This window comes from Paenibacillus sp. J31R122, assembly GCF_056269185.1.
Genome location: NZ_JBWDNM010000015.1, coordinates 164,961 through 191,437 on the forward strand (window position 1 = coordinate 164,961; position 26,477 = coordinate 191,437).

The following is a 26,477-nucleotide window of genomic DNA, read 5'->3' on the forward strand; positions in this document are numbered from 1 at the left end:
ATCCGGAGTCTGTAAGCTCGTTTGGGCAAGCTAAGTCTCACCTGGATTATAATGACGAGCTCCCAGCAGCAGACTCCATCTGTATAACAGCGTCGAGCACTTCTTGCGTGTGGCCCTTCACCTTCACCTTGCGCCATTCCCGAACCAGCTTACCTTCTGTGTCGATCAGAAAGGTCGAGCGGACGATGCCCATGTACTCTTTGCCATACAGCTTCTTTAATTGCCAAACACCATATTGCTCACACACGGTACGCTCCGTATCCGCCAGGAGCAGAAACGGTAGCTCCTTCTTCTCAATAAACCGTTGATGCGACTTTACCGTATCGGCGCTAATGCCTAGTATAACTGTATGATGTCGTCTTAACTCTGAGTTCACGTCTCGAAAGTCACAAGATTGCTGAATACAAGTCGTCGTCATATCCTTTGGATAAAAATAAATGACGACGTTTTGTCCACGAAAATCACTTAAAGAAACATTCTTTCCATTCGATGCCTGAAGCTCGAAATCTGGGACCATCTCTCCTACTTGCAGTTGTGTCATGTCCAAACCTCTTTTCTATCTCCATTAAGGTGTCATAGTGGTCCCATTAAGATGCCAAGCAATACCACTCTATGAGCCTGCTCCGCGGTAACGTTTAACGCCATAATTCCAGAAAAGTAAACTTAGCGTGAATACAACGATTCCCATGACAGGTGTAAGCAACGCGAGCTGCGATAGATCATCCGATTTTTTATCGAGGAAATAGGAAGCCGGAATGACACCTACAAATGCGAATGGCAGCACCCATGTCAGAACAAATCGAATCAATTTATTATAAATGTTGACGGGGTACCGCCCATAGTTTTGAATATTGTACAGAAGCGGAACAATACCGGTCGGCGCGTCCGAGAAGAACGATATCGCGCTGATTGCCGTATATAAGCCAGCATAAATTAAGACTGCACCGAATATAAGCAACAAGAGCATCAATACATCTAGTATTTGAAAAGGCAGATTAAGCTCTGTCCAGCATAATACCATAATGATGGCCCCGACAAACGAGCCGATCAGTGATGGCGGATCTATATTTTCAAGCAGCACTTGATACAAGCTATGAGCCGGCCTTGTAAGGACTCGGTCCATTTCACCCTTTACAATGTAACGCTCGCTGAAATTCCAGATGCTGAAAAAAGTGCTGAACAATCCATACGGAATCATAAAGAAGCCGTAAACGAACACTACCTCAGCCTCTGACCAGCCGCCGAGCGATTCCGTATGCTGGAATACGACCAAAATGAAGATAAGGTTCATCCCTTGAAACAATAAATCGGAAAGCACCTCGACCCAGAAATCAGCACGATAGGTGAGCCTTGTTTTTGCGTAATTTTTTAGATATTCCCAAAATAACGAAACGTATCTCATCTCTATTACCCCCCTTGCACGAACAGACGTCTACGAGCAACGCGCCATGTCCACCATATCGGCACTAACAGTACAGCAAACCAAATCACTTGTAGACCCAGCACCTGTCCTACCTCACTCAGCGGCGTCCGTCCTGTGAATACGGAGCTTGGCAAATACGTTATTGCTTGGAATGGCAGCCACTGCATAATGGCAGACAGCCAGCCCGGAAAAAATGCGATAGGTATGACAACACCGGAAAACAGGTCAACCAAAACCCGCTTCATCCGCATCATGCCTTCATTATTTTCGACGAAAAAGGCAAACAAACCGGTCAATATATTAATTTGCGAGTTAATAAGAAAGCTGAAAAACAACATGACCAAATACACTAGCCATACTTTCGGATCAGTCGGTAAAGTAACCGGAAAAATAAGACACACAATAATCATACCCGGCACCATAAAGAGCAGCATTCGGAAAAGTCCCTCGCCGAATCCCTGCATCATTTTGACGAATAGATAGTTATAGGGTCTAACAAGCTGCACTGATACACTTCCATCACGAATCTCATTCGCAATTTCACGATCTAAATTATTAAAATAAAATGCCCGCGCCATCCATGATACTGCAATATAAGTAGTCATCTGGGCTACGGTAAACCCTTCTAACGTGTCTTTGTCTCCATAAATAGCTTGCCACAGAAAATAATACGCCCCGATATTAATGGCATAAATAATGATCCCGCTATAATAATTAACGCGATAAGCAAGCATCGTTAAAAAACGAATGCGAATAAAATCAATATAAGCACTCATCATAGCTTAGCCGTCTCCTTGGGTGTGGACGCCGAGCCGGATTGATAAATGCTGCGAACAATATCATCCGTGTTCGTTTCAATAATTTTGATATCACGAATTTCAACTCCGCCTACAACGCTGGCTAGCGCGTCAGATACATTAACGGCGTGGGGGAGCCACATTTTACCGGTGACGTCATTTTCAAGCGTCCACGATACATCTAATGATTCAGTCAGCTGCTTCAGCCTATCCAGCGGTGTATGTCCGGCAAAGGTGAACTGAATTTCGCGTCCTTTGCTCCAACGATTTTTCAATTCATCTAAACCGCCATCATAAATAATACGTCCGTCATCAAGCATAATGACGCGTGAGCAAAGCGCTTCAATGTCTTGCAAATCATGGGTCGTTAACAAAATCGTAGTTCCCTGCTCACGGTTCATTTGTAGCAAAAAGTCACGAATTTCCGTCTTCACTACTATATCTAAGCCAATTGTCGGCTCATCAAGAAACAGGATCGATGGATTATGAAGAAGCGATGCAACAATCTCGCAGCGCATCCGCTGTCCAAGGCTTAGCTTGCGAACCGGTCGATTAAGCAGATCCCCTAAATTCAGCCTTTCAACTAGCTCATTCAATCTCTTCCGGAAGTCTGGCTCTGACACGCGATATACTTTGCGCAGCAGCTGAAACGACTCGATCACACCGATATCCCACCATAGCTGGGAACGTTGACCGAATACAACACCAATTCCGCCTACGAACTTCTCTCGATCCTTGAAAGGCACGAAGCCATTAACCTTGAGATGGCCCGATGTAGGAACAAGAATACCCGTCAGCATTTTAATCGTAGTTGATTTACCGGCTCCATTTTCTCCAATGTAGCCGCAAATTTCACCCTGTGGAATTTGAAACGATATATCTTTTACTGCCGTAACCTCGGTATATTCGCGCTTGAATAAGTCTTTGAGAGCGCCGGATAATCCTTCACGATTTTTTTGAACATTGAACTGCTTGCGTAAATCTTTTACATCAATAGCTAGCATGTGGTGCAAAATCCCCTCTCACTTCGACATTTCCTGGGAAATAGCGATCTTTTCGTCCGTAAAATGATAAAACTTGCTTCTAAGTAACATTCAGCTTTATAATTTTATGATATGTAATCATACATGAGTTATTGTTATGCGTAAACGCCGCAGCCATACAATAGCTGTTAATAAAATGTAATTCGTAGAAATAGTTGCCCTAATTTGCATTTCCAGCTTATAATCTCTTCAACTTCAAGCGTAAACGGCTGTCGCCGTCCTTGGCGGCAAAGCAAAGTTTCGCGGTGAATTATAAGCCTATTATAAGTGTGATACTTATAAAATCTTATAATTTAAGAAACAAAGCTAAGGTAGCAATTTGTCGAACCAAAGTATAGCCCTTCATCCAAATGCTCTTATTACTTTGATCCTTTATGAAACGTAGGGATATTATACAGCTTAAAGCCCTGCGCAACGTAATACACTATCCTGAGTATGCAATTACCGAAAGGAGCAATTCTAACGAAATGCGCACACAGACGAATAAAAAAAAGAAATGGAAATGGTTATATATAAGCCTTGGTATTATTGTAGCCGCAGTTGTAGCCTATGCGATCTACTGGGGTATCGGTGTATATAATGCATTGGACAAATTCAGTGATCCTCCAAAAGGTATCGTTAATGGCAATGGTGAAGAAGAAACGGTTGAAATTCCCGAATGGATGGGCAAGGAGCGAGTTAATATATTGCTGCTCGGCGGTGATGCCCGAGGAGTAGAAGAAGGACAGCCAGCTAGGTCAGACTCCATTTTAGTGGCTTCCTTCGATCCCGTCACAAAAAAAGCACACCTTTTCTCCGTGCTTCGCGATACGTATGTGAATATTGAAGGACATGGACACGGTCGAATCAATACGGCATTAACGCTCGGCAGTTATCCTCTAGCGATGAAAACGGTCGGTGACTTGCTGGGACTTGATATCCAATATTATGTATATACCGATTTCGAAGGATTTAAAGCCTTAATAGATACGATCGGCGGCATTTACTTCGATGTCGAGAAAGATATGCACTATACCGATAATGCGGACGGCAATCGTTACGACATTGATCTAAAAAAAGGCTACCAGCTGCTTGACGGCGACAAAGCGCTGCAGTATGTACGCTTTCGCCATGATGCAATGAGTGACTTTACGCGTACCGAGCGCCAACGCAACTTCCTGCAAGCTGTGGCTAAGGAATTGCAATCGTCATGGAACATTATAAACATGAAAAAAATATTAGAAAGCGTTCAGCCCTATGTTTCAATGAACCTTACGGTTCCTGACATGCTCAAGCTTGGACAGCTTGGTGTGAAAAGTCATGTAGCTGGAACAACACAAATACCTCCTATGGAATTAATTGCCGAGGACAAGGTTGGCGGCGCATCTGTAATAGGTATCACCGATGAAGATGATCTTCGGTCTTATGTTCAGATGACTCTTGAGTCCGACGTCACAATTCCAGTTCCAACAGAATCAGCTGTGCCTACTGATGGAGCTGCAAGCAACAACTCAGACCAATCAACTACTAGCTCAGCTCGATAGCAGCTATTAATAAACACAACAAATACATGCGACAGCTTTTGCTTGTTGCATGTATTTTGTTGCTAATAAGGAGATTACATGCAATGAATGTACAAAGACCAAACTCGGAATCACTTTATCAAGAGGCGCTGCAGCATATCGTTGGCGGAGTAAACAGCCCTTCCCGTTCCTTCAAGGCAGTCGGCGGTGGTGCACCTGTATTTATGAAACGAGGCGAAGGCGCCTATTTCTGGGATGTTGACGACAACCGATATATTGATTATTTAGCTGCTTATGGCCCTATCATTACCGGGCATGCTCATCCACATATTACCGAAGCAATTGTTCGAGCCGCGCAAAACGGCACACTCTATGGAACACCTACAGAGCTGGAGATCGTGCTTGCGCGTATGCTAAAGCAGGCTATTCCCTCACTTGATAAGGTTCGTTTCGTCAACTCCGGTACAGAAGCGGTTATGTCAACGATACGCGTAGCTAGAGCTTATACGAAACGCGCCAAAATCATTAAATTCGCAGGTTGCTATCACGGCCATTCCGATTTAGTGCTTGTTGCCGCAGGCTCCGGTCCTTCTACACTTGGCATTCCCGATAGCGCTGGCGTACCGGCAAGCATTGCAAACGAAGTGATCACTGTACCCTTCAATGATCTGGATGCGCTGAAGGCTGCACTCAAGCGTTGGGGCAACGAAACGGCCGCTGTTATGATCGAGCCGATCGTTGGTAATTTCGGTATGGTTATGCCGCATGAAGGCTATCTGGAAGGCCTCTGCAAGCTCACACGCGAGGCTGGCGCACTTGTTATCTATGATGAAGTAATTAGCGCCTTCCGTTTTCATTATGGCGCAGCTCAAACCTATGCTGCCTTTCCTGATCTCCAAGCGATTGAGCCAGACCTCACCGCGCTTGGCAAAATCATCGGCGGCGGATTGCCAATTGGCGCTTACGGCGGTCGTAAAGAAATTATGGAGCAGGTCGCACCGCTCGGCCCTGCATATCAAGCTGGCACAATGGCAGGCAATCCTGCTTCCATCTCTGCCGGCATCGCTTGCTTAGAGCTGCTGCAGGAGCCCGGCATTTACGACAGAATGAGCACGCTCGCTGCAAAGCTTGCTGCGGGTCTTCAAGCAGCAGCGGACCAACATCAAATACCGCTCACTATAAATCAAATTCGCGGTTCATTCTCTGCCCATTTCTGCGATCATCCGATTACAAACTATGAGGAAGCACAGGATACGGACAGTGAGCGGTTTGGCGCCTTTTTCCGACTGATGCTTGACCAAGGCATTAACCTAGCGCCTTCCAAATACGAGGCTTGGTTCATGACAACAGCCCACACAGAAGCCGACATCGATGAGACAATTAAAGCCGCTAACTACGCTTTCTCTCGTTTGTCTACACAATAAAATTGATATCTCGAATGAATGAAAAATGGATTTTCACAGTAAAAACACCCGTTCATCACTGCCTTGTGCGGTCAGATGAGCGGGTGTTTCTTTATAGCAATTTGAAATAAGCTTTATTTGGTCATCTATTAATCACTTTAACTCTACTTAATTTTGTTTAACAGCAGCAGTCTATCGTCCGTCTTTGAAGGTGTCCCTCGCCCATCCGTATTGTTGGTAATGACATAGATGACGTCACCCTTCATCTTCACATCACGCAGCCTGCCCTCACCCTCAAACAGCACCTCCATCACATTCGTATCCGGATCAAATCGGTATAGAGCACTGCCCAGCAAAGACGCGATCAGCAAGCGATTATTTGCGTCGATCGTTATTCCAGAAGGAGCAATTGCTATCTCCCCTGTATGGTATACCGGCGATAACATCCCTTTGCGCTGCTCGTTCCCATAGATGCTCGGCCAGCCGTAATTTCCACCCGCTACTATTTTATTAATTTCATCATGCCCTCCTGGTCTTCCTGACGGACCATGCTCTGTGCTCCACATCACTCCGTCAGCATCCCATGCAAGACCCTGCGGGTTGCGATGACCATAGGAATATACATAAGATCTCGGAAAAGGATTGCTGTCAGGAACGTTGCCGTCTAGAGTCATTCGCAATATTTTGCCTGCTAAGCGGTTACGATTCTGTGCCAGCTCCCTCTGCTGCGCATCTCCTGTTGTAACATAGAGCATCTGATCAGGGCCGATTGCCATTCTGCCGCCATCATGATTGGAGGAACCCGGAATCCCCTCTAGTAAAGCCTTCACTTCATCCCACTGATCGCCATTTTGCTTGATCAAAATAACACGGTTGAACAGCTCGCCATTCTCCTCATACGTGTGATACGCATAGGCCGTTCTCGACTGCTTGAAATCCGGTGCCAGCAAAAGGCCTAATAAACCTCCTTCTCCCTGATGCATTACATTTTTGAGCAAATGAACCGATTGGCGGCTTGTTTCCTTGCCATCCACCTTCACAATGCTGCCTTCCCGTTCACTGATATAGATGATGTCTCCATCAAAGGCAATAACCCATGGCACGCGCAGTCCCTGAGCCAATACCTCATATGCCGCGGCAGGCTCGGTCGATTGTATAGGCTCTTCAGCAGTTGGCTCATCCAGAGTAGTGTTAGACGGTGAGTCCGTTGATGTATTTACTGGCAGATTCATAGAGGTCGAAGGATCATTTTGCTCACATGCTGCAAATAACCCTGTCAGCATCATCAGCATGACAAGGACAGTCATTCCTTTTGTGGTCGTCATTATCTTATCATTACCCCTTTTATATAGAGAAGGACAACGTTCCTGCGAGTATTCGCGGTACGTTGTCCTCTATTATTTACATATTAGCTTCTGCTGCAGCAAGCGAAGAAATGAGCTCATCTTGAATAAGTCCATTTGATGCCGCGACATTCCGCACACCTAAATCGTAAGGCTTACCGAGTGTATCCGTTACAACTCCGCCTGACTCTTTAATAAGCAACGCTCCTGCTGCCACATCCCAGCTGCTTAGCCCAATTTCCCAAAACCCGCTTAGTCGGCCCGAAGCTACATACGCCATATGAAGCGCTGCAGACCCCGCAATTCTAAGGTTGCGAACCTGCGGTGCGATCGCTTGGATCCCTTTAAGATTTAATGACAGAGCATAATCGCGTTCAGCCGGCAAGCCTGTCGCCAGCAAGCTGTCGCTCAATGTATTTTCTTTAGACACCTGCATCCGCTTGCCATGGACATAAGCTCCCTTACCCTTCTCCGCCACAAACAGCTCATCCTTCATTGGATCATAGACTACACCGACAATTACTTCACCATGATGCGCCAGCGCAATCGATACACAGAAATACGGAAAGCCGTGCACGAAGTTGGTTGTGCCGTCAATCGGATCGACAATCCATAAATATTCAGCGTCACGTACATTTTCAAGCGCGCGAGTCGAAGCCTCAGGACCTGGCTCTACGCCCTCTTCACCAAGAAAGGAATGATGTGGAAAATGAGTCAGAACTAAATTTTTTATTAACCGTTCTGAACCTTTATCGACCTCAGTAACAAGATCATGTGTCGAATACTTTATATCAAGGCTTGCGTAATTACCAAGCTTCGTCTTTATCCATTCTCCTGCCTTCGACGCGCAATTGATTGCTACAGCCGTAAAGCTTTTCCCGCCTACTACGGAAGCGTTGTTCTGATCACTCATGATCCATCACTCTTCCCTCTATATATTCTGAAAATAATGTTCATGCTCAAGGTTGATACGTTCCCTGTTCTAACAAGTTTCACAATTGGTTATGACCACCATATCAAAATGATCTCAATCCTTCAATGATTAATTGTCCTGCTAATAATAATAAAGTAATTCTTAATAACCAAAGCAAGCCTTTGCCGCTCATTTTCACAGCAATTGCCGCTCCTAATTTTCCGCCTATCCAAGCTCCTGGCACTAATGCGAGCACTAGCATCCAATCAATCTCACCGAGCCCTATATGCATCCCGCTACCAAGTATCGATGATAAAAATATAACAAACATTGAGGTCGCGGTCGCCACATGCGGAGGAAATCTGAACAAAAGCACCATGAGCGGAACAAACAGAGAACCGCCGCCAATTCCGAAGAGACCCGATATGAGACCAACGCCGAATCCAATTGCCAGTACGGAAGCCAGGCCATAGCTATAAGTATGTACTTGTCCTTTAGCATCCGTTAATGTACGTACAATCGGCCATTCCTTCGAAAACGGTTTCATGTAGTCTCGCGCAATTAATAAGCCGGCCATGCCTAACATAAAAAATCCGAATATTAATTGAAAAAGTCCAGCAGGTATTAAGCCCGTCAAAGCTGAACCAATCACCGCAGCTGGTCCGCTCGTTATAAAAAATAACCAACCACTGCGAAAATCGACGATTTTTCTTTTTGTATATGCTAGTGTAGAAGAAAGTGCTGTAACGACTAACACGGTTAAAGATACACCTACCGCGGTCGAATGCTCAATCGTGTCTCCCGTCAGCACCGGACCGAGCAGCATCAGTACTGGAACAATTATTATGCCTCCGCCTAGCCCAACAATACTACCGAACATCGCGGCTACAACACCTAACAGTACAAACAGTACCCATTCCATAACAATAATCACCACTTTCTATTTCAAAATCGTGTATGTCGGTTTGCGAAGATCGAATGACATACAAGAGCACCGACAAGTCATATGCTTGACGGTGCCAACACGATCCTTATTCGTATTGCATTACTTCTATACTTCCACCATCCAGAACTTTAACGCCATGCCCTTGCTCTTCTAATTCCTTCAAATCCTCGATGAGCTTCATTAAGGCTTCATCTTTGCTTTTGGCTTCCAGCATACAATCTATATAAGGAGTTGTACGAGCAGCACGCCGCAAAAATCGCATAAGCGGCTCCGGATCCACGAAATTAGCATGGCCGCGCGGATCAGATATACTTTTGGGGCTGGAGGCATGGATTTTCGGAGGAAGATCTTTCGCATTCTGATACCCAAGTCGATCCCGCTCACGCTGCCAGGTTCGGTCTATGCGTGGCCAAAACGTATTGTACAGCTCGTCCTCTTCAATGTCTCCTGTATTAACCGCATGATGATGAATATCGAGTACCATAGGTATATTAGCAGCCTCTGCCACCTCTAGCGTCTCACGCGTATTAAAGGTTTTGTCGTCATTCTCCAGAGTAACCCGATTCTTAAGCCGAGGGGACAGCTTGCTGAACTGATGAATAAATCGCTCCGCTGCTGCAGGTTTATCGCCATATGCCCCGCCGATATGTATATTGCATTTATATTCCTCACCAAGCCCCATTGCTTCAAGCATACGAACATGGTTCAGAAGATCGAGCTCAGAATTTCGAAGCACCTCTGGGCGCGGTGTGCTGAATACACAAAAATGATCCGGGTGGAAAGAAACCCGCATCTCGTGCTTTTGAACAAATTTTCCGACTTCCTTGAAGGCTGGCTCGAGTGCCTCAAAAGGACTCCAATCATCCAAATCGCTATGGGTAGCTAGTGGAATGAGCTTTGATGAAAGTCGATACATTTGAATACCACTAGCCTTAGCGTGCTTCATAATACGTAACGAATTACGAAGGTTTTCTTCTGCAATTTTTTCCAGCTTACGTATGCCAGCTTCTCTATCGCTTAGCTTAGAGAAACTGGCGAAAGTCATCGTTTTGGAAGGCGAGGCATTTTCAAGCTGTAAGCTCATAGCAACGAAGCCGAATCTTACAATCATCGTCTAAGCCTGCTCTCCAAAAAACATTTCAAATGCAAGCGCCGTCTGTATTCTTGCTTCTTCCTCGGTCAACTTTCTCACAAGCTCCATCTCCACTCCCGTAACTTCTTCACCTTGAAAGTTAATTTCAGCGGTGGAAGCTGAGATGCGGACAATCGCGATTGCTTCGTTGGAAGGTGTGTATGCGAATACCTTCTGTCCAACTGGATATACACGAAAGCCGCTCTTGACCATTTTGCCCTTCCCGTACTCCAACAATTCATAAAGCTCTTGTTCAGACTTAAATTTGCACACTGAATTAAATTCGGTTGCGAAACCCATTTGTTTTCCCTCCTTTCAGTGGAAATTCTACCCTGGCCTTCAAAGGCTTTTCGAACCCACCCAAACCCTCCCTTCCAAGGGAGGGCCCCGAGGGGCTGCCGCCCTCTGGACACCCGCAAATGGAGTAACGTAGGAGATACAGAGGCGCGTGTTAGCTACCTTTTGCGGTGGACCGCTTTCGTCCCTTGGGACACGCTTTACTTTTGGAGCGCTCGTGTTACCTATATATCTGAGTAACGATAGAGATACAGAGGTGCGTGTTAGCTACCTTTTGTGGTGGGTCGCTTTCGTCCTTTGGACACGCTTTACTTTTGGTGCGCTCTTGTTACCTGTACACCTAGGTAACGATGTGTGTTTGCTGCCTTTTCGTGCAAGACACTTTCGTACCCCTGCGGGATACGTTTTTTTGGGGCGCTCGTGCTGCTTGTACACCTGAGTTACGTTAGAGCTGTCGAGGTGTGTGTTTGCTGTCTTTTAGTGCTAGTCGCTTTCGTATCCCTGCGGGATACGTTTTTTTTGGGGCGCTGATGTTACTTTAACAGCTGGGTAACGTTTGAGCTCGGACTGCGACAGAGGAGCGCGACCTGTTGTATGTAATTAGTTTGTTTTAGTTTCACTTTTTGAGCTTATGTTGGTACGAGACTGTTACTGGGGAGCAGTAGTTTCAAATTTTGAAACTGCATGCTCCTTTTGGCAATGAGTGCTAGTGTATTGATGTTATTAGTGCTATTTTTTGAAACTAATTCAGTGCTGGGGCGGAGCTTTTTGTGTTTAGTTTAACTTTCTGAAACTAATTCCAAACTAATTTACTGCAGAACTTATGCTTCGTCGCCTACGAAGTCGATACGTTGCTTGTCGGCATGGCGGGAAAGAGCTAGGTTGATTAAGTTATCTAGGAGCACTTTGTATGGAATGCCGGTTTCTTTCCACAGGAGTGGATACATGCTGAATGGCGTGAAGCCAGGCAATGTGTTCACTTCGTTGATGAAAAGCTGGCCGTCTGATTTGCGAAGGAAGAAATCTACGCGTGACAGGCCGGAGCCATCAATCGCTTGGAAAGCGCGGACAGCCATTTCACGGATTGAGTCTGTTAATTCTTTGGACAAGCTTGCTGGAATGATCATGCTCGACTTTCCATCGATATACTTAGCCTTGTAATCGTAGAACTCATTCGACGGTGCGATTTCACCTGGCACGGATGCTTTCGCTTCATCATTGCCAAGCACGCCGACTTCGATTTCACGAGCATCGACGAATTCTTCCACGATAACCTTGCGGTCAAATCGTAACGCGTAATTAACGGCTGCAATTAATTCCTCGCGGTTTCTTGCTTTAGATACGCCAACGCTTGATCCTAAATTGGCTGGCTTCACGAAGCAAGGGTATCCAAGTGATACTTCGCACTCCATGATGAAGAATGAAGAGTCTCTCTCCCATTGCGTACGGTTAAAGTAGCGGAATACACATTGCGGCAGCCCTTCTTGCGCGAACACTTTTTTCATTATTATCTTGTCCATCCCGACGGCGGAAGCGAGAACCCCTGCTCCTACATATGGAATGTTAGCCATTTCAAACAGTCCTTGAATGGTGCCATCCTCGCCAAACGTTCCATGCAACAACGGAAATACTACGTCAATTTGCGGTTCATTGCCAGCTGATGGGCCTTCTCCATTCAAGCTATCAAACAATGGAGCGAGCGCGAAGCCCGTTTGCTTCGCCTCGCTCTCCTCATAGCGAAGCTGTTCTACGCTTTCTGGGCGTGCTGTCCATATATCGCCTGTATTCCATTTGCCTTGTTTCGAAATATAAAAAGGTTTGATTTCATATTTACTGTAATCAAACTCGCCCATCACAGCAAAAGCAGTCTGTAGAGAGACTTCATGCTCTCCCGATTTCCCCCCGTATACTAAACCAACTCGAATCTTGCTTTTCATGGCATATCCTCCGGTACGATAATATTTCACAACTGCTATCACATGTCGCGTATTAATTTTCAATTCATATCATTTATAACTTAGTTAATTCTATAAAGTTTACTGAAGATCAGCAATATGAAAAAACCGATATTTGGTCTGCTCCGTCCAAGCATAGGAATCACGATAATCCCAATAACGATGCCTGCTGGAAACAGTATTCGCATTAACGAGCGGCATACCGTATGAATCAAAAGCGGTTACGATTGTACTGTGCTGGAATCGATTATCACCATTCCAATCATACGTGATGACATCACCGAGCTGAAGCTCAGCAGCAGAATGAACGACTTCTGCACGCAGCCCTGATGCTCTTGGTGCTGACAAATAATGAGTCATCGCGTTTGACACAGCCCAGCTGAAGCTCCACCATTCGCTGCCTTTATTGCGACCCTTATACCACCATCCCGATTCCCTTTTACTAGTATAGTTCATAGGAGCATTACCTGCAAAGACACACTGCGACACATAATTGGTGCAATTTACCTCAAAAAGCTCAAAAGCGGGGTTTCCCTCGTTCCACCAACGGTCTGCATATGCAGCAGCCAAATCTCTCCTGTAATGAATTGCTCTAGCACCGTGTTTGAATTGCGGTATTAGGTCATAATTTAAGTATGGTGTTGATGGTGAGGGCCTTTCACCAAATGGTTCAAAATAATCTTCTACAGTCATCCAATTATCCATGGATGTACCGAATCGAGGCCTTCGCTCAGCAATAAGCGGTTCAACGCGCATGACATCCCAGCCGCCGCCGAGGGAGTAAAGCCAGAGACGTTCATATTCGGATCTTTCCTCCATATAATAACGTCCCGCTTGTTCCATCCGTCTTTTAATATGCAGTCGGATAAGCACCGAAACCTCATTAGGCGACTCATTCACGCGAATAAGCTCTGCTTTAGTTTCACTGCCTGCTGGAATCGCTCCTCTGAGCAAATCACGTTCACGCAGCCGCCCCAGCCTGTTGCGCAGGCGATCACAATGATCGGCATCCGTAACAAAATCAACAAGTACCGCGGCATGCTGCTCTGTTTCCGCTTGATTGTATAAGCTCACATAGCGATGAACAGCTGATTTCCAGCCCTGCAGCTTGCCTACTTGATCATGTTGGTTGTAATCCGACGAGCGCATAAGTGAATTTAGCTTGATCTTAGGAGGGTGATTTTGCTGTGAATCTTTATGTGAACCTTGCTTTAATGGTAGAGGTGTCTGATTCTCCCGCTCTTGCTGACTATGCTGCTGATTTATTTGATCAGACTGTCGCTCCATTTTGTTCACGGGCAGCACCTGCAGCTTCTGTGCAGCATTCTCGGTGACCTTCTGCTGCGGGTGCCTCCCTGACGTTATCGGTTTTGTCGACGCTTGATTACGCTTTTGAACCTGATTGCCTGGTCCCCGGTTACCCGTTCGCGGCATCGCAATCCCTCCCTGAACATATCGTGAGCGAGCGATCATGCATTTCGCAATTTAACATGGAATGTTTGGTTCATTATATGAGGTGATCTGCCGTTTCATGTGATATTCACCCACATGTATTTCTGGGCGTTTTCAAATGGCTTTAGGACAGAATTGGACTTTACGGAATGACCGTTTTAACGATATACTATAGATATAGTTATTTTGAAATTCTGTTTCACAGAATGAAACACAGACTACATTCAAGCGAGGAGAATGACGATGGCTGCACAAAATCAGTATTCCGTTCGTACAACGCTCGACGCCGGTGGCAAGTCTTATGCTTACTACCGTTTGGGCGGACTAGAAGAACAAGGACTAGGCGACATTTCGAAGCTTCCTTTTTCTATTAAAGTATTACTTGAGGCTGCTGTTCGTCAGTTTGACGGTCGTGCCATTACAGCTGAACACGTAAAGCAGCTGGCAACATGGGCTGACGGTCGTGAAGATAAAGAAATTCCTTTCATCCCTGCTCGTATCGTTTTGCAGGATTTCACAGGCGTGCCTGTTGTTGTTGACTTAGCAGCAATGCGTGACACTGTGAAAAGAGCAGGCGGAGATCCTAAGAAAATCAACCCGCTCGTTCCAGTCGATCTCGTTATTGACCACTCGGTCATGGTTGACGCATTCGGTACTCCAGAAGCTCTAGAGTACAATACTAAGGTTGAATTTGAGCGTAACGAAGAGCGTTACCGTTTCCTTCGCTGGGCACAAACAGCGTTTGATAACTTCCGCGCGGTTCCGCCGGGAACAGGTATCGTTCACCAAGTTAACTTAGAGTACCTGGCATCTGTAGCAGCAACCAAAACAATCGATGGAGAAACGGTTGTATATCCGGATTCCCTTGTTGGTACTGACTCCCATACAACGATGATCAATGGTCTTGGTGTTGTTGGTTGGGGCGTTGGCGGTATCGAGGCAGAAGCGGGTATGCTTGGACAACCACTTTACTTCATTATGCCAGAAGTAATTGGCTTCAAACTGACAGGCAAGCTTGCTGAAGGTTCAACAGCTACTGACCTTGCGCTTACTGTTACTCAAATTTTGCGTAAAAAAGGCGTTGTAGGCAAATTCGTGGAGTTCTTTGGTCCAGGCTTGTCCAACATCAGTCTTGCTGACCGTGCAACTGTTGCCAACATGGCTCCAGAGTACGGCGCTACAATCGGCTTCTTCCCTGTAGATAACGAAACGCTTAACTTCTTGCGCCAAACTGGCCGTCCAGAAGATTTGATCGATCTCGTTGATTCTTACTACAAAGCACAAGGCATGTTCCGTACAGACGATACGCCGGATCCTGTATTCTCTGACATTATCGAGCTTGACCTTTCCACGATTGTTCCATCTCTTGCAGGTCCAAAGCGTCCACAAGATCGCGTTGAGCTTACAGCGATGAAAGAATCGTTCAACAATATTATCCGCACTCCAATCGACAAAGGCGGATACGGACTAAGCGATGAGAAAATCGAACAATTCGTAGACGTGAAGCATCCTGACGGTCAAGAAACTAAAATGGGTACTGGCGCTGTTGTAATTGCTGCGATTACGAGCTGTACGAACACTTCTAACCCAAGCGTAATGGTTGGTGCTGGACTTGTTGCTAAGAAAGCAGTAGCTCTTGGTCTTAAGAAGCCTGCTTATGTGAAAAGCTCATTGACTCCGGGCTCGCTCGTTGTAACTGAGTATTTGACTAAAGCAAACCTAATCGAGCCGCTTGAAGCTCTTGGCTTCCACGTTGCCGGTTATGGCTGCGCAACTTGTATCGGTAACTCTGGTCCGCTTCCGGATGAAGTAACAAAAGCTATTGTTGACAACGACATGACTGTTTCTGCCGTTCTTTCCGGTAACCGTAACTTCGAAGGCCGTATCCATGCTCATGTAAAAGCTAACTACCTTGCTTCACCGCCGCTAGTTGTCGCTTATGCTCTTGCTGGTACGACAAACATTGATTTGACTAACGATCCAATCGGCTATACAGAAGATAACAAGCCTGTGTATCTGAAAGATATTTGGCCAACATCTCAAGAAGTTAACGACGCGATGACAGCTGCGCTTAACCCGCAAATGTTCCGCGATAAATACGAAAATGTATTTACGCAAAATGAGCGTTGGAACGCGATTTCAATACCAGAAGGCGAGAGCTACGAGTGGGATGAGAAATCAACCTATATCCAAAACCCGCCATTCTTTGAAAACCTTGGTCCTGACCTTACGGACATTAAAGATATTCATTCAGCAAGCGTACTTGCGCTTATGGGCGATTCCGTAACAACTGACCATATCTCACCTGCCGGTAACATTACGGTAAATAGCCCAGCTGGGCAATACTTGATCGACAACGGTGTTAAACGTCAAGACTTCAACTCCTACGGCTCACGCCGCGGTAACCACGAAGTCATGATGCGCGGTACATTTGCGAACGTTCGTATTCGTAACCAAGTGGCACCAGGCACAGAAGGCGGCGTAACGACTTACCTTCCTACGGATGAAGTGATGTCGATCTACGATGCGTCGATGAAATATCAAAAATCCGGCAAAAACCTTGTTGTTCTAGCTGGTAAAGAATACGGTACAGGCAGCTCCCGTGACTGGGCGGCAAAAGGTACGTACCTTCTCGGCGTAAAAGCCGTAATCGCTGAAAGCTTCGAGCGTATTCACCGCTCTAACCTAGTTGGAATGGGCGTATTGCCGCTTCAATTCCCAGAAGGTCAAGGCTGGAAGGCACTTAATATTACAGGTCGTGAAACGTTCGATATCGTTGGCATGTCCAATGACGTTGTACCTGGTCAAAAAGTAACCGTTACTGCAACTCGTGAAGATGGCACAACATTTGAGTTCCCAGCTATCGTTCGTCTGGACTCTATGGTTGATGTTGATTACTACCGTAATGGCGGTATCCTGCAAACGGTACTTCGTCAAATGATCGCTAACATGTAATAGTAAGTTCAAAATGTGTTACATGATTACAACTTCATGTATCTAAATAAAAAAGCAGGCCCTGTGGTTAACCCCCCGGGCCTGCTTTTTTTCTATGAAGTAACTATAAAATCATCGTCCCCATCCGCTTAGCTGATTCCATCATGACAGGCGCATACTCGCGCATCGTCTCCATCGTCAGCCTGCTTGCCGGGCCAGATACGGACAGCGCCGCAGCCACTTTGCCTGTACGATTGAAAATCGGAGCTGACAACGCAGCCGCTCCCAGCTCACGCTCCTCAAAGCTCGTCGCATACCCTTGCGCAACAATCTCATCCAGTTGAATCTTATAATAATCGAGGTCGATAGAATACAGCCATGATGGATCTCCAAAAATACTTTCTTGTACAAGTGGCTCCGAATAAGCAATCAGCACCTTGCTGGACGCGCCCGCATATAGCGGAAGCCTTACACCTACTGGCGCCACCCGTCGGACAGCCTGATTGCTTTGCACTGCTTGAATGCGAATCCGCTCAGACCCGTCTCTTACATATATGCTAACCGTCTCTCCGAGTCGATCGCGAAGTCGTTCCATCTCTGGCAGCCAAATCGTAGCTTGATCGTCCGTTCTTGATAGATTCGCGGACAGCTCCCACACCTTTAGACCTAGATGATAGCGATCGGTTGCCCTGTCGCGTTCCACGAAGCCCTTATCCTCTAATGTAGCAAGCATTCGGTGAACCGTGCTTTTGTGCAAGCCAACATGCTCAGCAATCTCCGTCATCGCCCAGTCTGTTTTCGAAGTAAAACACAACAATATATCAAGCGCTCGATCCACCGCGCGCACCGTCGATTTACCATCTTCCATGCAGCCGCACCTTCCTCTCCTCAAGTTTCATCCAATGAAACCCATTCTCATTCAGTATAACTCATAGCTTCTATAATCGTAAAGATAAGTTCGTAACGTTACAATTATATTACAAGTGTTTAACAATTAATCGACGTCAATTGACAGGCCAACAGGTGAGGACTACGATAAAAGTACTAGTAATCTTCTTAAATAGATCGTAAATCCTGCTTCAACGTAAAATACTTTTTTTATTCATTCAAGTCTCTTTTTATATACTTCCTCAATTCAATTATAAAGCGCTTACAACTAGACGTACGACTCGTTCTTGCTGAACGATTCATACCGAGGAGGACACCGACAATATGAGTACAACTATAATGACACCACTGCAGCCTTTTCCCTTTAAAGAGTCCGACAACACCCTTGTTCTAAAAAAATCAAAGAGTCGTGGAAAGCATTTATTGGTCGCCTTTATCGCCTCCCTTTCGGCTGTATGCCTATTGGCAGTTGTTATCTTTCACGGGTATGTCGCTTGGATGCTCGCCTACCCTTACGTTGCGCCTCTTGCCTCTAATCCAAAGGCAGCCATCGGATTAGATTACGAGGATGTCATTTTCGCTAGCAATAGCGGCCAAACGACGGTTAGCGGCTGGTTCATTCCAACGGATTCGGAATACAACGACTCCTCATCAACTCGTACCGTAGTATTCAGCCACGGATATGGAGCAAATCGCGAGGAAAGCTGGGTACCGATGTATGAGCTTTCGAGGCTTCTGCACAGCTTGAATTATAATATATTGTTGTTCGATTACGGCTACGCGTCGAAGCAATACAAAGCTCCAGCCACAGGAGGCCACGAGGAATCGCAGCAGTTGCTCGCAGCAGTTAACTATGCAAAGTCACGCGGCGCGGAGGACATCGTAGTGTGGGGCTTTTCAATGGGTGCAGGGACTGCACTGCAAGCTGCACTTCTAACTGATGAGATTGATGCAATGATACTCGATAGCCTTTTTATCCCAAGCCCGGAAGCACTCTTTGATAACTTAAACCAGTTTGTAGCCTTGCCCGCATTCTCACTGCCGATTATTGAAGCGATGATTCCTATGTGGACAGGAACGAGCTTTGGTTCTATCCCTGCGGAAGAAATCATTTCGAATAGTTACGATATTCCGCTCTATGTCGTACACGGGACGAACGATGTGAAGGCGCCATTCCAGACGGCTGAGGCTGTTGCTGCGGATCAAGGAAACCCACTTTCTCGCTCTTGGATTGTCCCAAACGGAAAGCATGAATTGCTATTTCAGGTTCATCCTGACGAGTATATTCAGAGAGCCGCTTTATTTTTAAGCCAAGTCGACCAGCAGCTGCAAACAAACAGAGAAGCATAATAGAAAAAGCAGGAATAAAACCCATTCATCCGAAAGCACGACATAAGCCCTTGTAACAACGAATACATCTAGCTTAGATGCACTTGTTGAGATAAAAGGAGGCGATGTCCGTGCTTTTTATTTATGGAACGCTAATGCCTGTCAGAGTGATGGAACTCATCCGTCATTGGAAATTGCAAGAGAAGGAGCATACCGCTGTTATTTTGCAATCCGCTCCCAGTTTGGATCGTCAATATGTTCAACTGCTCCAATCGTGGGAGCCCGTCTTCTCACATACCGCTCATTATGCCAATCAATGGCTCGACGAATGGCTGCCATATCCGTCCCGTCTTCCTTCTCATGCGGAGCAAACCGTTGATGCGCTTGTTGATGCAGCACTTCAGCAATCACAGACCTACATCGAGCAGTTAACTCAGCTAGCCGATTTTAGCCCTGCGACGGCTACTTCCTCTACGGCAAGAACATTTATCTCACACACGATTCGCGAATCCAACTATTATCTTGGATTAATGAGCGCTTACCGACAAGCAGTGAACAGTCCTGGCAACCGGGAACAGCGCGCTCCTCTTCAACAGGTTCCAATCGGCGGACATACCCTTCCTCCTTTGCCTTATGAATATGATGCACTTGAGCCCTATATCGATGAACAAACAATGCGCATCCATCATGATATCCACCACCAATCTTATGTAGATGGTTTAAATAAAGCAGAAACACAGCTGCAAATCGCACGTGATACTGGTAATTTCGACCTCGTCAAACATTGGGAACGAGAGCTTGCTTTTAACGGGGCAGGCCATTATTTGCATACATTGTTTTGGGACATCATGTCGCCTTTCGGCGGCGGTGAAGCAACTGGCTCCATCGGTCTGCAGATCGTCAATGACTTTGGAAGCTATGCCGCATTCAAAAAACAATTTAGCGAGGCGGCGGTCAAGGTTGAAGGTAGCGGCTGGGCCATTCTCGTCTGGAGTCCGCGCAGCCGGCGACTCGAAATATTAACAGCGGAGAAGCATCAAAACTTATCTCAGTGGGATGTGATCCCCTTGCTCGCACTTGATGTGTGGGAGCATGCTTATTACTTGAAGCACCAGAATAAGCGCCCTGAGTATGTGAAGGACTGGTGGAACGTCGTTAACTGGCACTACGTGAATGAACGGTTCGAGGAAGCCCGCAGGCTTGTGTGGGCACCCTACTGATTGCAGTGAATGCAAAACACAACAAAATGCCTCTTAAGCGGTGTTATCTGCTTAAGAGGCATTTACATTTTATAAGCTTGTCTATTGCTTCAGCAACGCTAGAAACTCTGAACGAAGCGCTGCGTTTTGGCGGAATTCACCGCGAACAGCTGAAGTAACCGTTTTGCTGCCGGTCTTCTTCACACCGCGCGCGCACATGCACAGATGCTCACCTTCTACTACCACCATCACGCCGTGCGGCGATAGCTCTTCCGTCATAATATCCGCGATCTGCGAAGTAATTCGCTCCTGTACCTGCAAGCGGCGAGTAATCGCCTCAACCAGACGTGCCAGCTTGCTTAGTCCTGCTATTTTCCCGCTAGGAATATATCCGATATGTGCTTTCCCGAAAAATGGAGCCATATGATGCTCGCATTGACTGTAATATACGATGTCCTTAACGATAACAAGCTCCTCGTGCTGTTCATCGAATGTTACGCCTAGCACTTCACGTGGATCAACCTCGTATCCAGCAAAAATTTCCTCATACATCCGAGTTACGCGGGCCGGCGTTTCCAGCAAGCCCTCACGATCTACATCTTCACCTATCAGTCTCAATATCTCTTTGACATGATGCTCAATTTGCTCTCGGTTGTCTGTTACCTTTGAATTGACGTAATCTTTTCTTCCCGCCATTCCATACACCCCTTCCGGCTTCCTACAACCTGGCTTTTATCTGCGTGGTCCTTTTTGATTTCTCATCATGTGCTGTGCTTTTTGCATCTGCTGCTTATTTAAATTATAGCCCATTTGCTTGGCCATTTTCTGTATCATCTCTGGATCGTTTTGCATCTTCTCAAGCTGCTTACGCAAATAATAAACCCCGATAAAAAAGCCGCCTACAGCTCCGGCTATTAGTGTTACGATTGGAATGACAATGTTAACCCACGTCAAAATATTCACCTGACCCTCTCTAATCTACAGCTGTTTATAATGTCATATATATTAGCATGTTCAGTCGTTGTTCGCAATGAATAGCTTGTCCTCTTCCGCTATCCAAATGAAGAGGCTGCTGCAGTAGACTCTCGGCCTCTATTCCAGCGCTTCTACCGTGCTGCTGCCGAATTGCGCAAGCGCATTATCGATTGCTGCCAATACTTCCTCATCACTCTCTTTTGAGGAAGCAGTCATCAACGCCGCCTTAGCTTGCTCACCGCCAATACGCGCAAGCGCCCACGCTGCCGTTCCACGGAGCACGGGCCTAGTATCCTGCTCCAATACTTGCACGAGATCCGGCACAGCGCTGGCATCCTTAAAGTTGCCAAGACCAATGACAGCATTGCGCTGAATCGGCTTTTTGCCACGCCAAGCGGAGGAGGTGCGTCCATACTTTTCTTTAAACTCTCGGTTGCCCATCGTTAGCAAGGGTACAAGCAGCGGCTTAACCAGCTCTGGATCTGGCTGCAGCTCAGGCTGATGCGTCCAATTTTTTCCGCGATTGATCGGACATACAGTCTGACACGTATCACAGCCATAGAGACGATTGCCAATTTTTCGCATGAACTCATCCGAAAGCATTCCCTTCGTCTGTGTGACAAAGGAAATGCAGCGGCTAGAATTAAGCTGTCCTGGACCAACAAGCGCATCTGTCGGACAAGCATCAATACACTTTGTACAGGAGCCGCAGCCTTCCGTAATAGGCTCATCCGGCTCAAAAGGTATATTCGTAATCATTTCACCGAGATACATCCATGAGCCTAACTCGGGAGAAATAATAGAGCAGTTTTTGGCACTCCAGCCAATACCGGCACGCTCCGCGACTGCACGATCTGATAACGCTCCTGTATCGACCATACTTTCCGCTCGCAGATCCGGGTAACGCTCACGCAGCCATGCTTCCAGCTTGGCGAGCCGATCACGCAGCACCGTGTGATAATCATCGCCCCACGCGGAGCGTGACAAAATTCCCCGTCTTGCGCCTGGCTCCGACTTTGGAGGATTCGTAAGCTTAGAAGGATATGCGATTGCTATGGCGATAATGGATTGAGGCTCATGAAATAATAGAGCAGGATTCGTCCGTTTCTCAAGGTCCGGCTCCTCGAAGCCCGATTCATAGCCTAGCTCTCTATGACGAAGCAAGACCTGCTTTAAGGATACGAACATATCCGCAGAAGCAAATCCTATTTTATCAATACCAAGACTTTGCGCGGCACCTTGCAGCTCTTCCTTCAGCTTTGTCCACCGGTTAGCCATAAGCTATCTCCGATTAATCGCATTACAAGCCAGTTCATTGCAGCGATTACTCCATTCCTTATTACTTTTCCTCTTAATTTTCACATTCACAACCTTACACATATCCTTCATTGTCGACCTCCTAATTGCTACAACGATCTTATTTGCTTGTAAGGCCACAAAATATAATCCGCTCGACCGCGAATTAATTGTTCTGGAACCGCGTTGAATTTTCGGCTGTCCAGACTTGCGTGAGCATGACGATTATCACCCATTACAAAATAATGCCCTTCATCAACAACAACTGGTCCATAATTCATATCCTCTATTAATGTATCGGTATAGGGCTCGTCCACTAGCTGACCATTTCGATACAGATGCTGATTATGAATTTCGATCCGATCACCGCCTACTCCGACTATTCTTTTGACAAGCAGCTTCTCATCAGTATCACCGTTCTTCGGCTCTTTCAAAATGACGACATCCCCTATTTTAGGGTCACCGATCAAATAAACAAATTTATTAACGAACAGCCATTCCTTCTCCGTCAAGGTTGGCTCCATAGAATGACCTTTCACCGTAGATAGATTAAAAACAAAAAAATGTACAATCATTACGATTCCAAAAGCGGCAATAAGTGTTTTCAACCATTCTACCAGCTCTGAGCGCCACTCGAATGAATGTTTAGATGGCATACTTATTCATCCACCTCACCGAATGTATTTAGCCAATTCTCATAATATAAATTCACGTATCTATCTTGAAAAGGCGATTCTCCGCGATCGATTCGCTGCAAAAGCCCGTCTAAAGCTTCGTGCACCTTGTCATCGACCAATTTCGGATAATGGTACGTCGCTTTATGCATGTCATATTCATCCTGGTCAACAACGAAATGTTCTCCAGCCGCTGTTCGAATGACATCCAAATCATAATCGATATAAGTTAACACGTCTCCCTGCAAATAAGGCGGCGAAGCAAGGTTACAGTAATAACGAATGCCGCCCTCCTCAAGCAAAGCGACCACATTAAACCATTGGCCTGGTATAAAAAAAGAGACTGCCGGTACTCTGCTAATCCATATTTTACCGTCATATTCTTGTATAGGAGTTCGGCGGTTAATTAGGACTGTCATCGACTCAGCTCTATGCTCAGCAACCAGAAGTTCAGTTGGAATCAGCCAATTCTGCTGCCAAGTACGGTGAATGTGACCGTCATGCTTAAAGCTTTTGATAACACAGTGCTGATATCGTTCCATCCTGTTCTCTCCAAACATGTGTATAGTAACAAGCGTAAACGGCTGTCGTCATACTTGGCGGCAAAGCTCGTTTCGCGGTGAATTATAAGGGGTTATAAGTTTACACTTATAACCCCTTATAATTTAAGAAAAGCATATCTCACCGCCAAAAGCAATGGCGATGCAGATATGCCCTGCGCATAAAAAATAATGCAGTAAATTTCGCGTTAACCCGCTACAATGCTTAGTTTCTGAAAAGATCTGAAAAAGTCGTTAGCAACATATCCCATCGACTCATACAGCGGTAAAACAGGTTCATTGTGCTCGTCCGCGGTAATTAATATCTTTGTAACACGACGTTGCTCGAAGCGCTGACGCAATCCTTGAACCAGCGATTTGCCGATTCCTTTCCGTTGATGAAGAGGAGATACGGCAATACGATAATAATAACCTGTGTTATTATCAATCGTCCCGATAATCATGCCCACGATCTCTGAATGTTCGACAGCAACTAGAACTAAATCACTATCCCATGACAATTGACGGGCAAATGCCTCCATCGTTTGTTCGTAGCACTCTTCTGAAAGTACATCTTCAAGTAGTGCTGTAATTGGTCTGTAGTCGGATAACTGGAAGGAACGAACATTCATTAAATTACACCTTCTATACCATGTCATGTGCTGCATCTAGTTTATATTACGACAAATTTAAACGAAATCCTGCTAAAATCTTTAATATTCCGTAAAAAAATCAAAGAAATCGTCGTTTTACTCTTGACAGCGCTTTATATTAAGCGCTTCCATTCATTTAATCTCTTTTTATGTTAAATTTATGATAATTCGATGTGAATTTCGTATAATATCTTAGTTTCTGTGATACCCTATTGCTGGTCAAGCGAGATAGTTTGCAATTAGACTTTTGAAACAATAATGTTGATTTATGTTTGGCGATGAGGGATAATGGTTATGAATAATTACATATTATTTAGGAGGTTTTATTAATGGCACACCAACTACCTGCATTGCCTTACGCGCACAACGCACTTGAGCCGCATATCGATGCGACTACGATGGAAATTCACCATGGTCGTCACCATAACGCATACGTGACAAACCTTAACGCTGCTCTGGAGTCCGCTCCTGAACTGCAAAGCAAATCAATTGATGAATTGATTGCTGACCTTGCAAGCGTTCCAGAAGCAATCCGCACTGCTGTTCGCAACAACGGCGGCGGACATGCTAACCACAGCTTGTTCTGGGAAACAATCGCACCAAACGCTGGCGGAGCTCCTACAGGCGCTCTTGCAGCAGCAATTGAAAGCGAGCTTGGCGGCTTTGATGCTTTCAAAGCTGATTTCGCTAAAGCGGCAGCTACACGTTTCGGCAGCGGCTGGGCTTTCCTAGCAGTTGCAAACGGCAAATTGAAAGTATACAGCTTGCCTAACCAAGACAGCCCGATCATGGAAGGCGAAACGCCAATCCTAGGTCTTGATGTTTGGGAGCATGCCTACTACCTAAACTACCAAAACAAACGCCCTGACTACATTGCAGCTTTCTGGAACGTAGTTAACTGGGATGAAGTTGGCAAACGTTACGAAGCAGCTGTAAAATAATACTTTCTCACCTAAGCGGCGCCGTCCTCTCCTATGAGGCGGCGCCGCTTTTTTTTTGTTTTGTATGACATGCTGGTTGGTTAGTTGAGTCATTGTATACATGCTTGAAGTGAAACGGAGCTATGTGAAAACTGTAAGCTCGAAAATCGAGCTTAACCCTCTTGATCGAACCTCCTACAGTACCTGTAAGCTCAAAAATCGTGCTTACAGACTCCTCCTCACGCTTGAAACCAAGCCAATTCAGCTCTGTAAGCTCGAAAATCGAGCTTAACCCTCTTGATCGAACCTCCCAAAGTGACTTTAAGCTCAAAAATCGTGCTTATGGACTCCTCTCACGCTTGAAACCAAGCCAATTCAGCTCTGTAAGCTCGAAAATCGAGCTTAACCCTCTTGATCGTACCTCCTACAGTACCTGTAAGCTCAAAAATCGTGCTTATGGTCTCAAACACACTTCTATAGAGTAGTCGTAATACATATCAGCACCCCCATTCGAAGTAAATTTCATACTCCAACCAAACACGGGATAGGCAAATACCGCATAGGATAAATGAGGAAAAAGCCTATATTGTTTCGTGAGGGAGACTGAGTGCGCGCATGGACTATACTTATGGCTATACTAACGAACAACAATTTGTTACCAACCAGCAGCAACCGGCACAAGCCAGCAGAGACTGCGGCTGCGGCGGTCCGCGTATGATATTCCCTTCGCCACCAGGCGGACTCGGTGGGCTGGGTGGCATGGGGCCCGGTGGCATGGGGCCCGGTGGCATGGGGCCCGGTGGCATGGGGCCCGGTGGCATGGGGCCCGGTGGCATGGGGCCCGGTGGCATGGGGCCCGGTGGC

Annotated in this window: 24 protein-coding genes; 6 read left to right on the top strand and 18 right to left on the bottom strand. The window is 46.0% G+C overall.

Features of this window, described 5'->3' with window-relative positions; genetic code table 11:
• Nucleotides 1-46: 46 nt before the first annotated feature.
• The 4 genes from bcp to AC0YN7_RS23265 all read right to left on the bottom strand — a co-directional run bounded on the left by bcp (nt 47) and on the right by AC0YN7_RS23265 (nt 3,224).
• On the bottom strand, nt 47-541 hold the full coding sequence (bcp, locus tag AC0YN7_RS23250) for a thioredoxin-dependent thiol peroxidase (protein ID WP_475812406.1): 495 nt from the start codon (nt 539-541) through the stop codon (nt 47-49).
• 69 nt (nt 542-610) lie between these two features.
• The gene (locus AC0YN7_RS23255; protein WP_475812407.1) at nt 611-1,402 is read right to left on the bottom strand and encodes an ABC transporter permease; all 792 of its coding nucleotides are present in this window, start codon (nt 1,400-1,402) and stop codon (nt 611-613) included.
• 5 nt (nt 1,403-1,407) lie between these two features.
• Nucleotides 1,408-2,202 (bottom strand): ABC transporter permease, encoded by a 795-nt coding sequence (locus AC0YN7_RS23260; RefSeq protein ID WP_475812408.1) that lies wholly within the window; start codon nt 2,200-2,202, stop codon nt 1,408-1,410.
• The gene (locus AC0YN7_RS23265) at nt 2,199-3,224 is read right to left on the bottom strand and encodes an ABC transporter ATP-binding protein (protein WP_475812409.1); all 1,026 of its coding nucleotides are present in this window, start codon (nt 3,222-3,224) and stop codon (nt 2,199-2,201) included. The genes AC0YN7_RS23260 and AC0YN7_RS23265 overlap by 4 nt, the downstream gene beginning before the upstream one ends.
• A 506-nt stretch (nt 3,225-3,730) precedes the next feature.
• Between AC0YN7_RS23265 and AC0YN7_RS23270 the strand changes: the two genes are divergently transcribed.
• Nucleotides 3,731-4,786, top strand: coding sequence for an LCP family protein (locus AC0YN7_RS23270; RefSeq protein ID WP_475812410.1), 1,056 nt, complete (start codon nt 3,731-3,733; stop codon nt 4,784-4,786).
• An 83-nt stretch (nt 4,787-4,869) separates the two neighbouring features.
• On the top strand, nt 4,870-6,189 hold the full coding sequence (locus AC0YN7_RS23275; protein ID WP_475812411.1) for a glutamate-1-semialdehyde 2,1-aminomutase: 1,320 nt from the start codon (nt 4,870-4,872) through the stop codon (nt 6,187-6,189).
• 143 nt (nt 6,190-6,332) lie between these two features.
• Here AC0YN7_RS23275 and AC0YN7_RS23280 read toward each other — a convergent pair whose 3' ends face one another.
• From AC0YN7_RS23280 to AC0YN7_RS23310, 7 genes are all read right to left on the bottom strand, one after another.
• Entirely contained in the window at nt 6,333-7,493 is a 1,161-nt protein-coding gene (locus AC0YN7_RS23280) for a PQQ-dependent sugar dehydrogenase (protein WP_475812412.1), read from the bottom strand.
• 76 nt (nt 7,494-7,569) lie between these two features.
• Entirely contained in the window at nt 7,570-8,424 is an 855-nt protein-coding gene (locus AC0YN7_RS23285; RefSeq protein ID WP_475812413.1) for an inositol monophosphatase family protein, read from the bottom strand.
• A gap of 103 nt (nt 8,425-8,527) precedes the next feature.
• Entirely contained in the window at nt 8,528-9,346 is an 819-nt protein-coding gene (locus AC0YN7_RS23290; protein WP_475812414.1) for a sulfite exporter TauE/SafE family protein, read from the bottom strand.
• Nucleotides 9,347-9,455: 109 nt separating this feature from the next.
• On the bottom strand, nt 9,456-10,481 hold the full coding sequence (gene uvsE, locus AC0YN7_RS23295; RefSeq protein ID WP_475812415.1) for a UV DNA damage repair endonuclease UvsE: 1,026 nt from the start codon (nt 10,479-10,481) through the stop codon (nt 9,456-9,458).
• Between the two features lie 3 nt (nt 10,482-10,484).
• Nucleotides 10,485-10,802, bottom strand: a complete 318-nt coding sequence (locus AC0YN7_RS23300; RefSeq protein WP_475812416.1) for a hypothetical protein — start codon at nt 10,800-10,802, stop codon at nt 10,485-10,487.
• 818 nt (nt 10,803-11,620) lie between these two features.
• A complete protein-coding gene (locus AC0YN7_RS23305; RefSeq protein ID WP_475812417.1) occupies nt 11,621-12,736 on the bottom strand; it encodes a D-alanine--D-alanine ligase in 1,116 nt (371 codons plus the stop codon).
• 99 nt (nt 12,737-12,835) lie between these two features.
• The gene (locus AC0YN7_RS23310) at nt 12,836-14,188 is read right to left on the bottom strand and encodes an amidase domain-containing protein (protein WP_475812418.1); all 1,353 of its coding nucleotides are present in this window, start codon (nt 14,186-14,188) and stop codon (nt 12,836-12,838) included.
• A gap of 261 nt (nt 14,189-14,449) precedes the next feature.
• Here AC0YN7_RS23310 and acnA point away from each other — a divergent pair, with 261 nt between their 5' ends.
• On the top strand, nt 14,450-17,161 hold the full coding sequence (gene acnA, locus AC0YN7_RS23315; RefSeq protein WP_475812419.1) for an aconitate hydratase AcnA: 2,712 nt from the start codon (nt 14,450-14,452) through the stop codon (nt 17,159-17,161).
• A gap of 103 nt (nt 17,162-17,264) precedes the next feature.
• On the opposite strand, the gene AC0YN7_RS23320 is transcribed toward acnA, so the two are convergent.
• Nucleotides 17,265-18,008: an IclR family transcriptional regulator gene (locus AC0YN7_RS23320; RefSeq protein WP_475812420.1), complete on the bottom strand. Its 744-nt coding sequence runs from the start codon at nt 18,006-18,008 to the stop codon at nt 17,265-17,267.
• 344 nt (nt 18,009-18,352) lie between these two features.
• Between AC0YN7_RS23320 and AC0YN7_RS23325 the strand changes: the two genes are divergently transcribed.
• Both AC0YN7_RS23325 and AC0YN7_RS23330 read left to right on the top strand, forming a co-directional pair.
• Nucleotides 18,353-19,378 carry an alpha/beta hydrolase gene (locus AC0YN7_RS23325; RefSeq protein WP_475812421.1) on the top strand — a complete coding sequence of 342 codons (1,026 nt, stop codon included), beginning with the start codon at nt 18,353-18,355 and terminating at the stop codon, nt 19,376-19,378.
• Nucleotides 19,379-19,488: 110 nt separating this feature from the next.
• Nucleotides 19,489-20,577 (top strand): Fe-Mn family superoxide dismutase, encoded by a 1,089-nt coding sequence (locus AC0YN7_RS23330; protein WP_475812422.1) that lies wholly within the window; start codon nt 19,489-19,491, stop codon nt 20,575-20,577.
• A gap of 81 nt (nt 20,578-20,658) precedes the next feature.
• Here AC0YN7_RS23330 and folE read toward each other — a convergent pair whose 3' ends face one another.
• From folE to AC0YN7_RS23360, 6 genes are all read right to left on the bottom strand, one after another.
• Nucleotides 20,659-21,252, bottom strand: coding sequence for a GTP cyclohydrolase I FolE (gene folE / locus AC0YN7_RS23335; protein WP_475812423.1), 594 nt, complete (start codon nt 21,250-21,252; stop codon nt 20,659-20,661).
• Between the two features lie 36 nt (nt 21,253-21,288).
• Nucleotides 21,289-21,510: a YneF family protein gene (locus AC0YN7_RS23340; protein WP_475812445.1), complete on the bottom strand. Its 222-nt coding sequence runs from the start codon at nt 21,508-21,510 to the stop codon at nt 21,289-21,291.
• Nucleotides 21,511-21,648: 138 nt separating this feature from the next.
• Complete coding sequence (gene queG / locus AC0YN7_RS23345; protein WP_475812424.1) at nt 21,649-22,809, bottom strand: tRNA epoxyqueuosine(34) reductase QueG; 1,161 nt, start codon at nt 22,807-22,809, stop codon at nt 21,649-21,651.
• A 128-nt stretch (nt 22,810-22,937) separates the two neighbouring features.
• Nucleotides 22,938-23,483 carry a signal peptidase I gene (lepB, locus tag AC0YN7_RS23350; protein ID WP_475812425.1) on the bottom strand — a complete coding sequence of 182 codons (546 nt, stop codon included), beginning with the start codon at nt 23,481-23,483 and terminating at the stop codon, nt 22,938-22,940.
• Nucleotides 23,484-23,485: 2 nt separating this feature from the next.
• The gene (locus AC0YN7_RS23355) at nt 23,486-24,043 is read right to left on the bottom strand and encodes a DUF402 domain-containing protein (RefSeq protein WP_475812426.1); all 558 of its coding nucleotides are present in this window, start codon (nt 24,041-24,043) and stop codon (nt 23,486-23,488) included.
• Between the two features lie 206 nt (nt 24,044-24,249).
• Nucleotides 24,250-24,672: a GNAT family N-acetyltransferase gene (locus AC0YN7_RS23360; RefSeq protein ID WP_475812427.1), complete on the bottom strand. Its 423-nt coding sequence runs from the start codon at nt 24,670-24,672 to the stop codon at nt 24,250-24,252.
• 350 nt (nt 24,673-25,022) lie between these two features.
• Here AC0YN7_RS23360 and AC0YN7_RS23365 point away from each other — a divergent pair, with 350 nt between their 5' ends.
• Nucleotides 25,023-25,634 carry a superoxide dismutase gene (locus AC0YN7_RS23365; protein ID WP_475812428.1) on the top strand — a complete coding sequence of 204 codons (612 nt, stop codon included), beginning with the start codon at nt 25,023-25,025 and terminating at the stop codon, nt 25,632-25,634.
• Nucleotides 25,635-26,477: the final 843 nt, after the last annotated feature.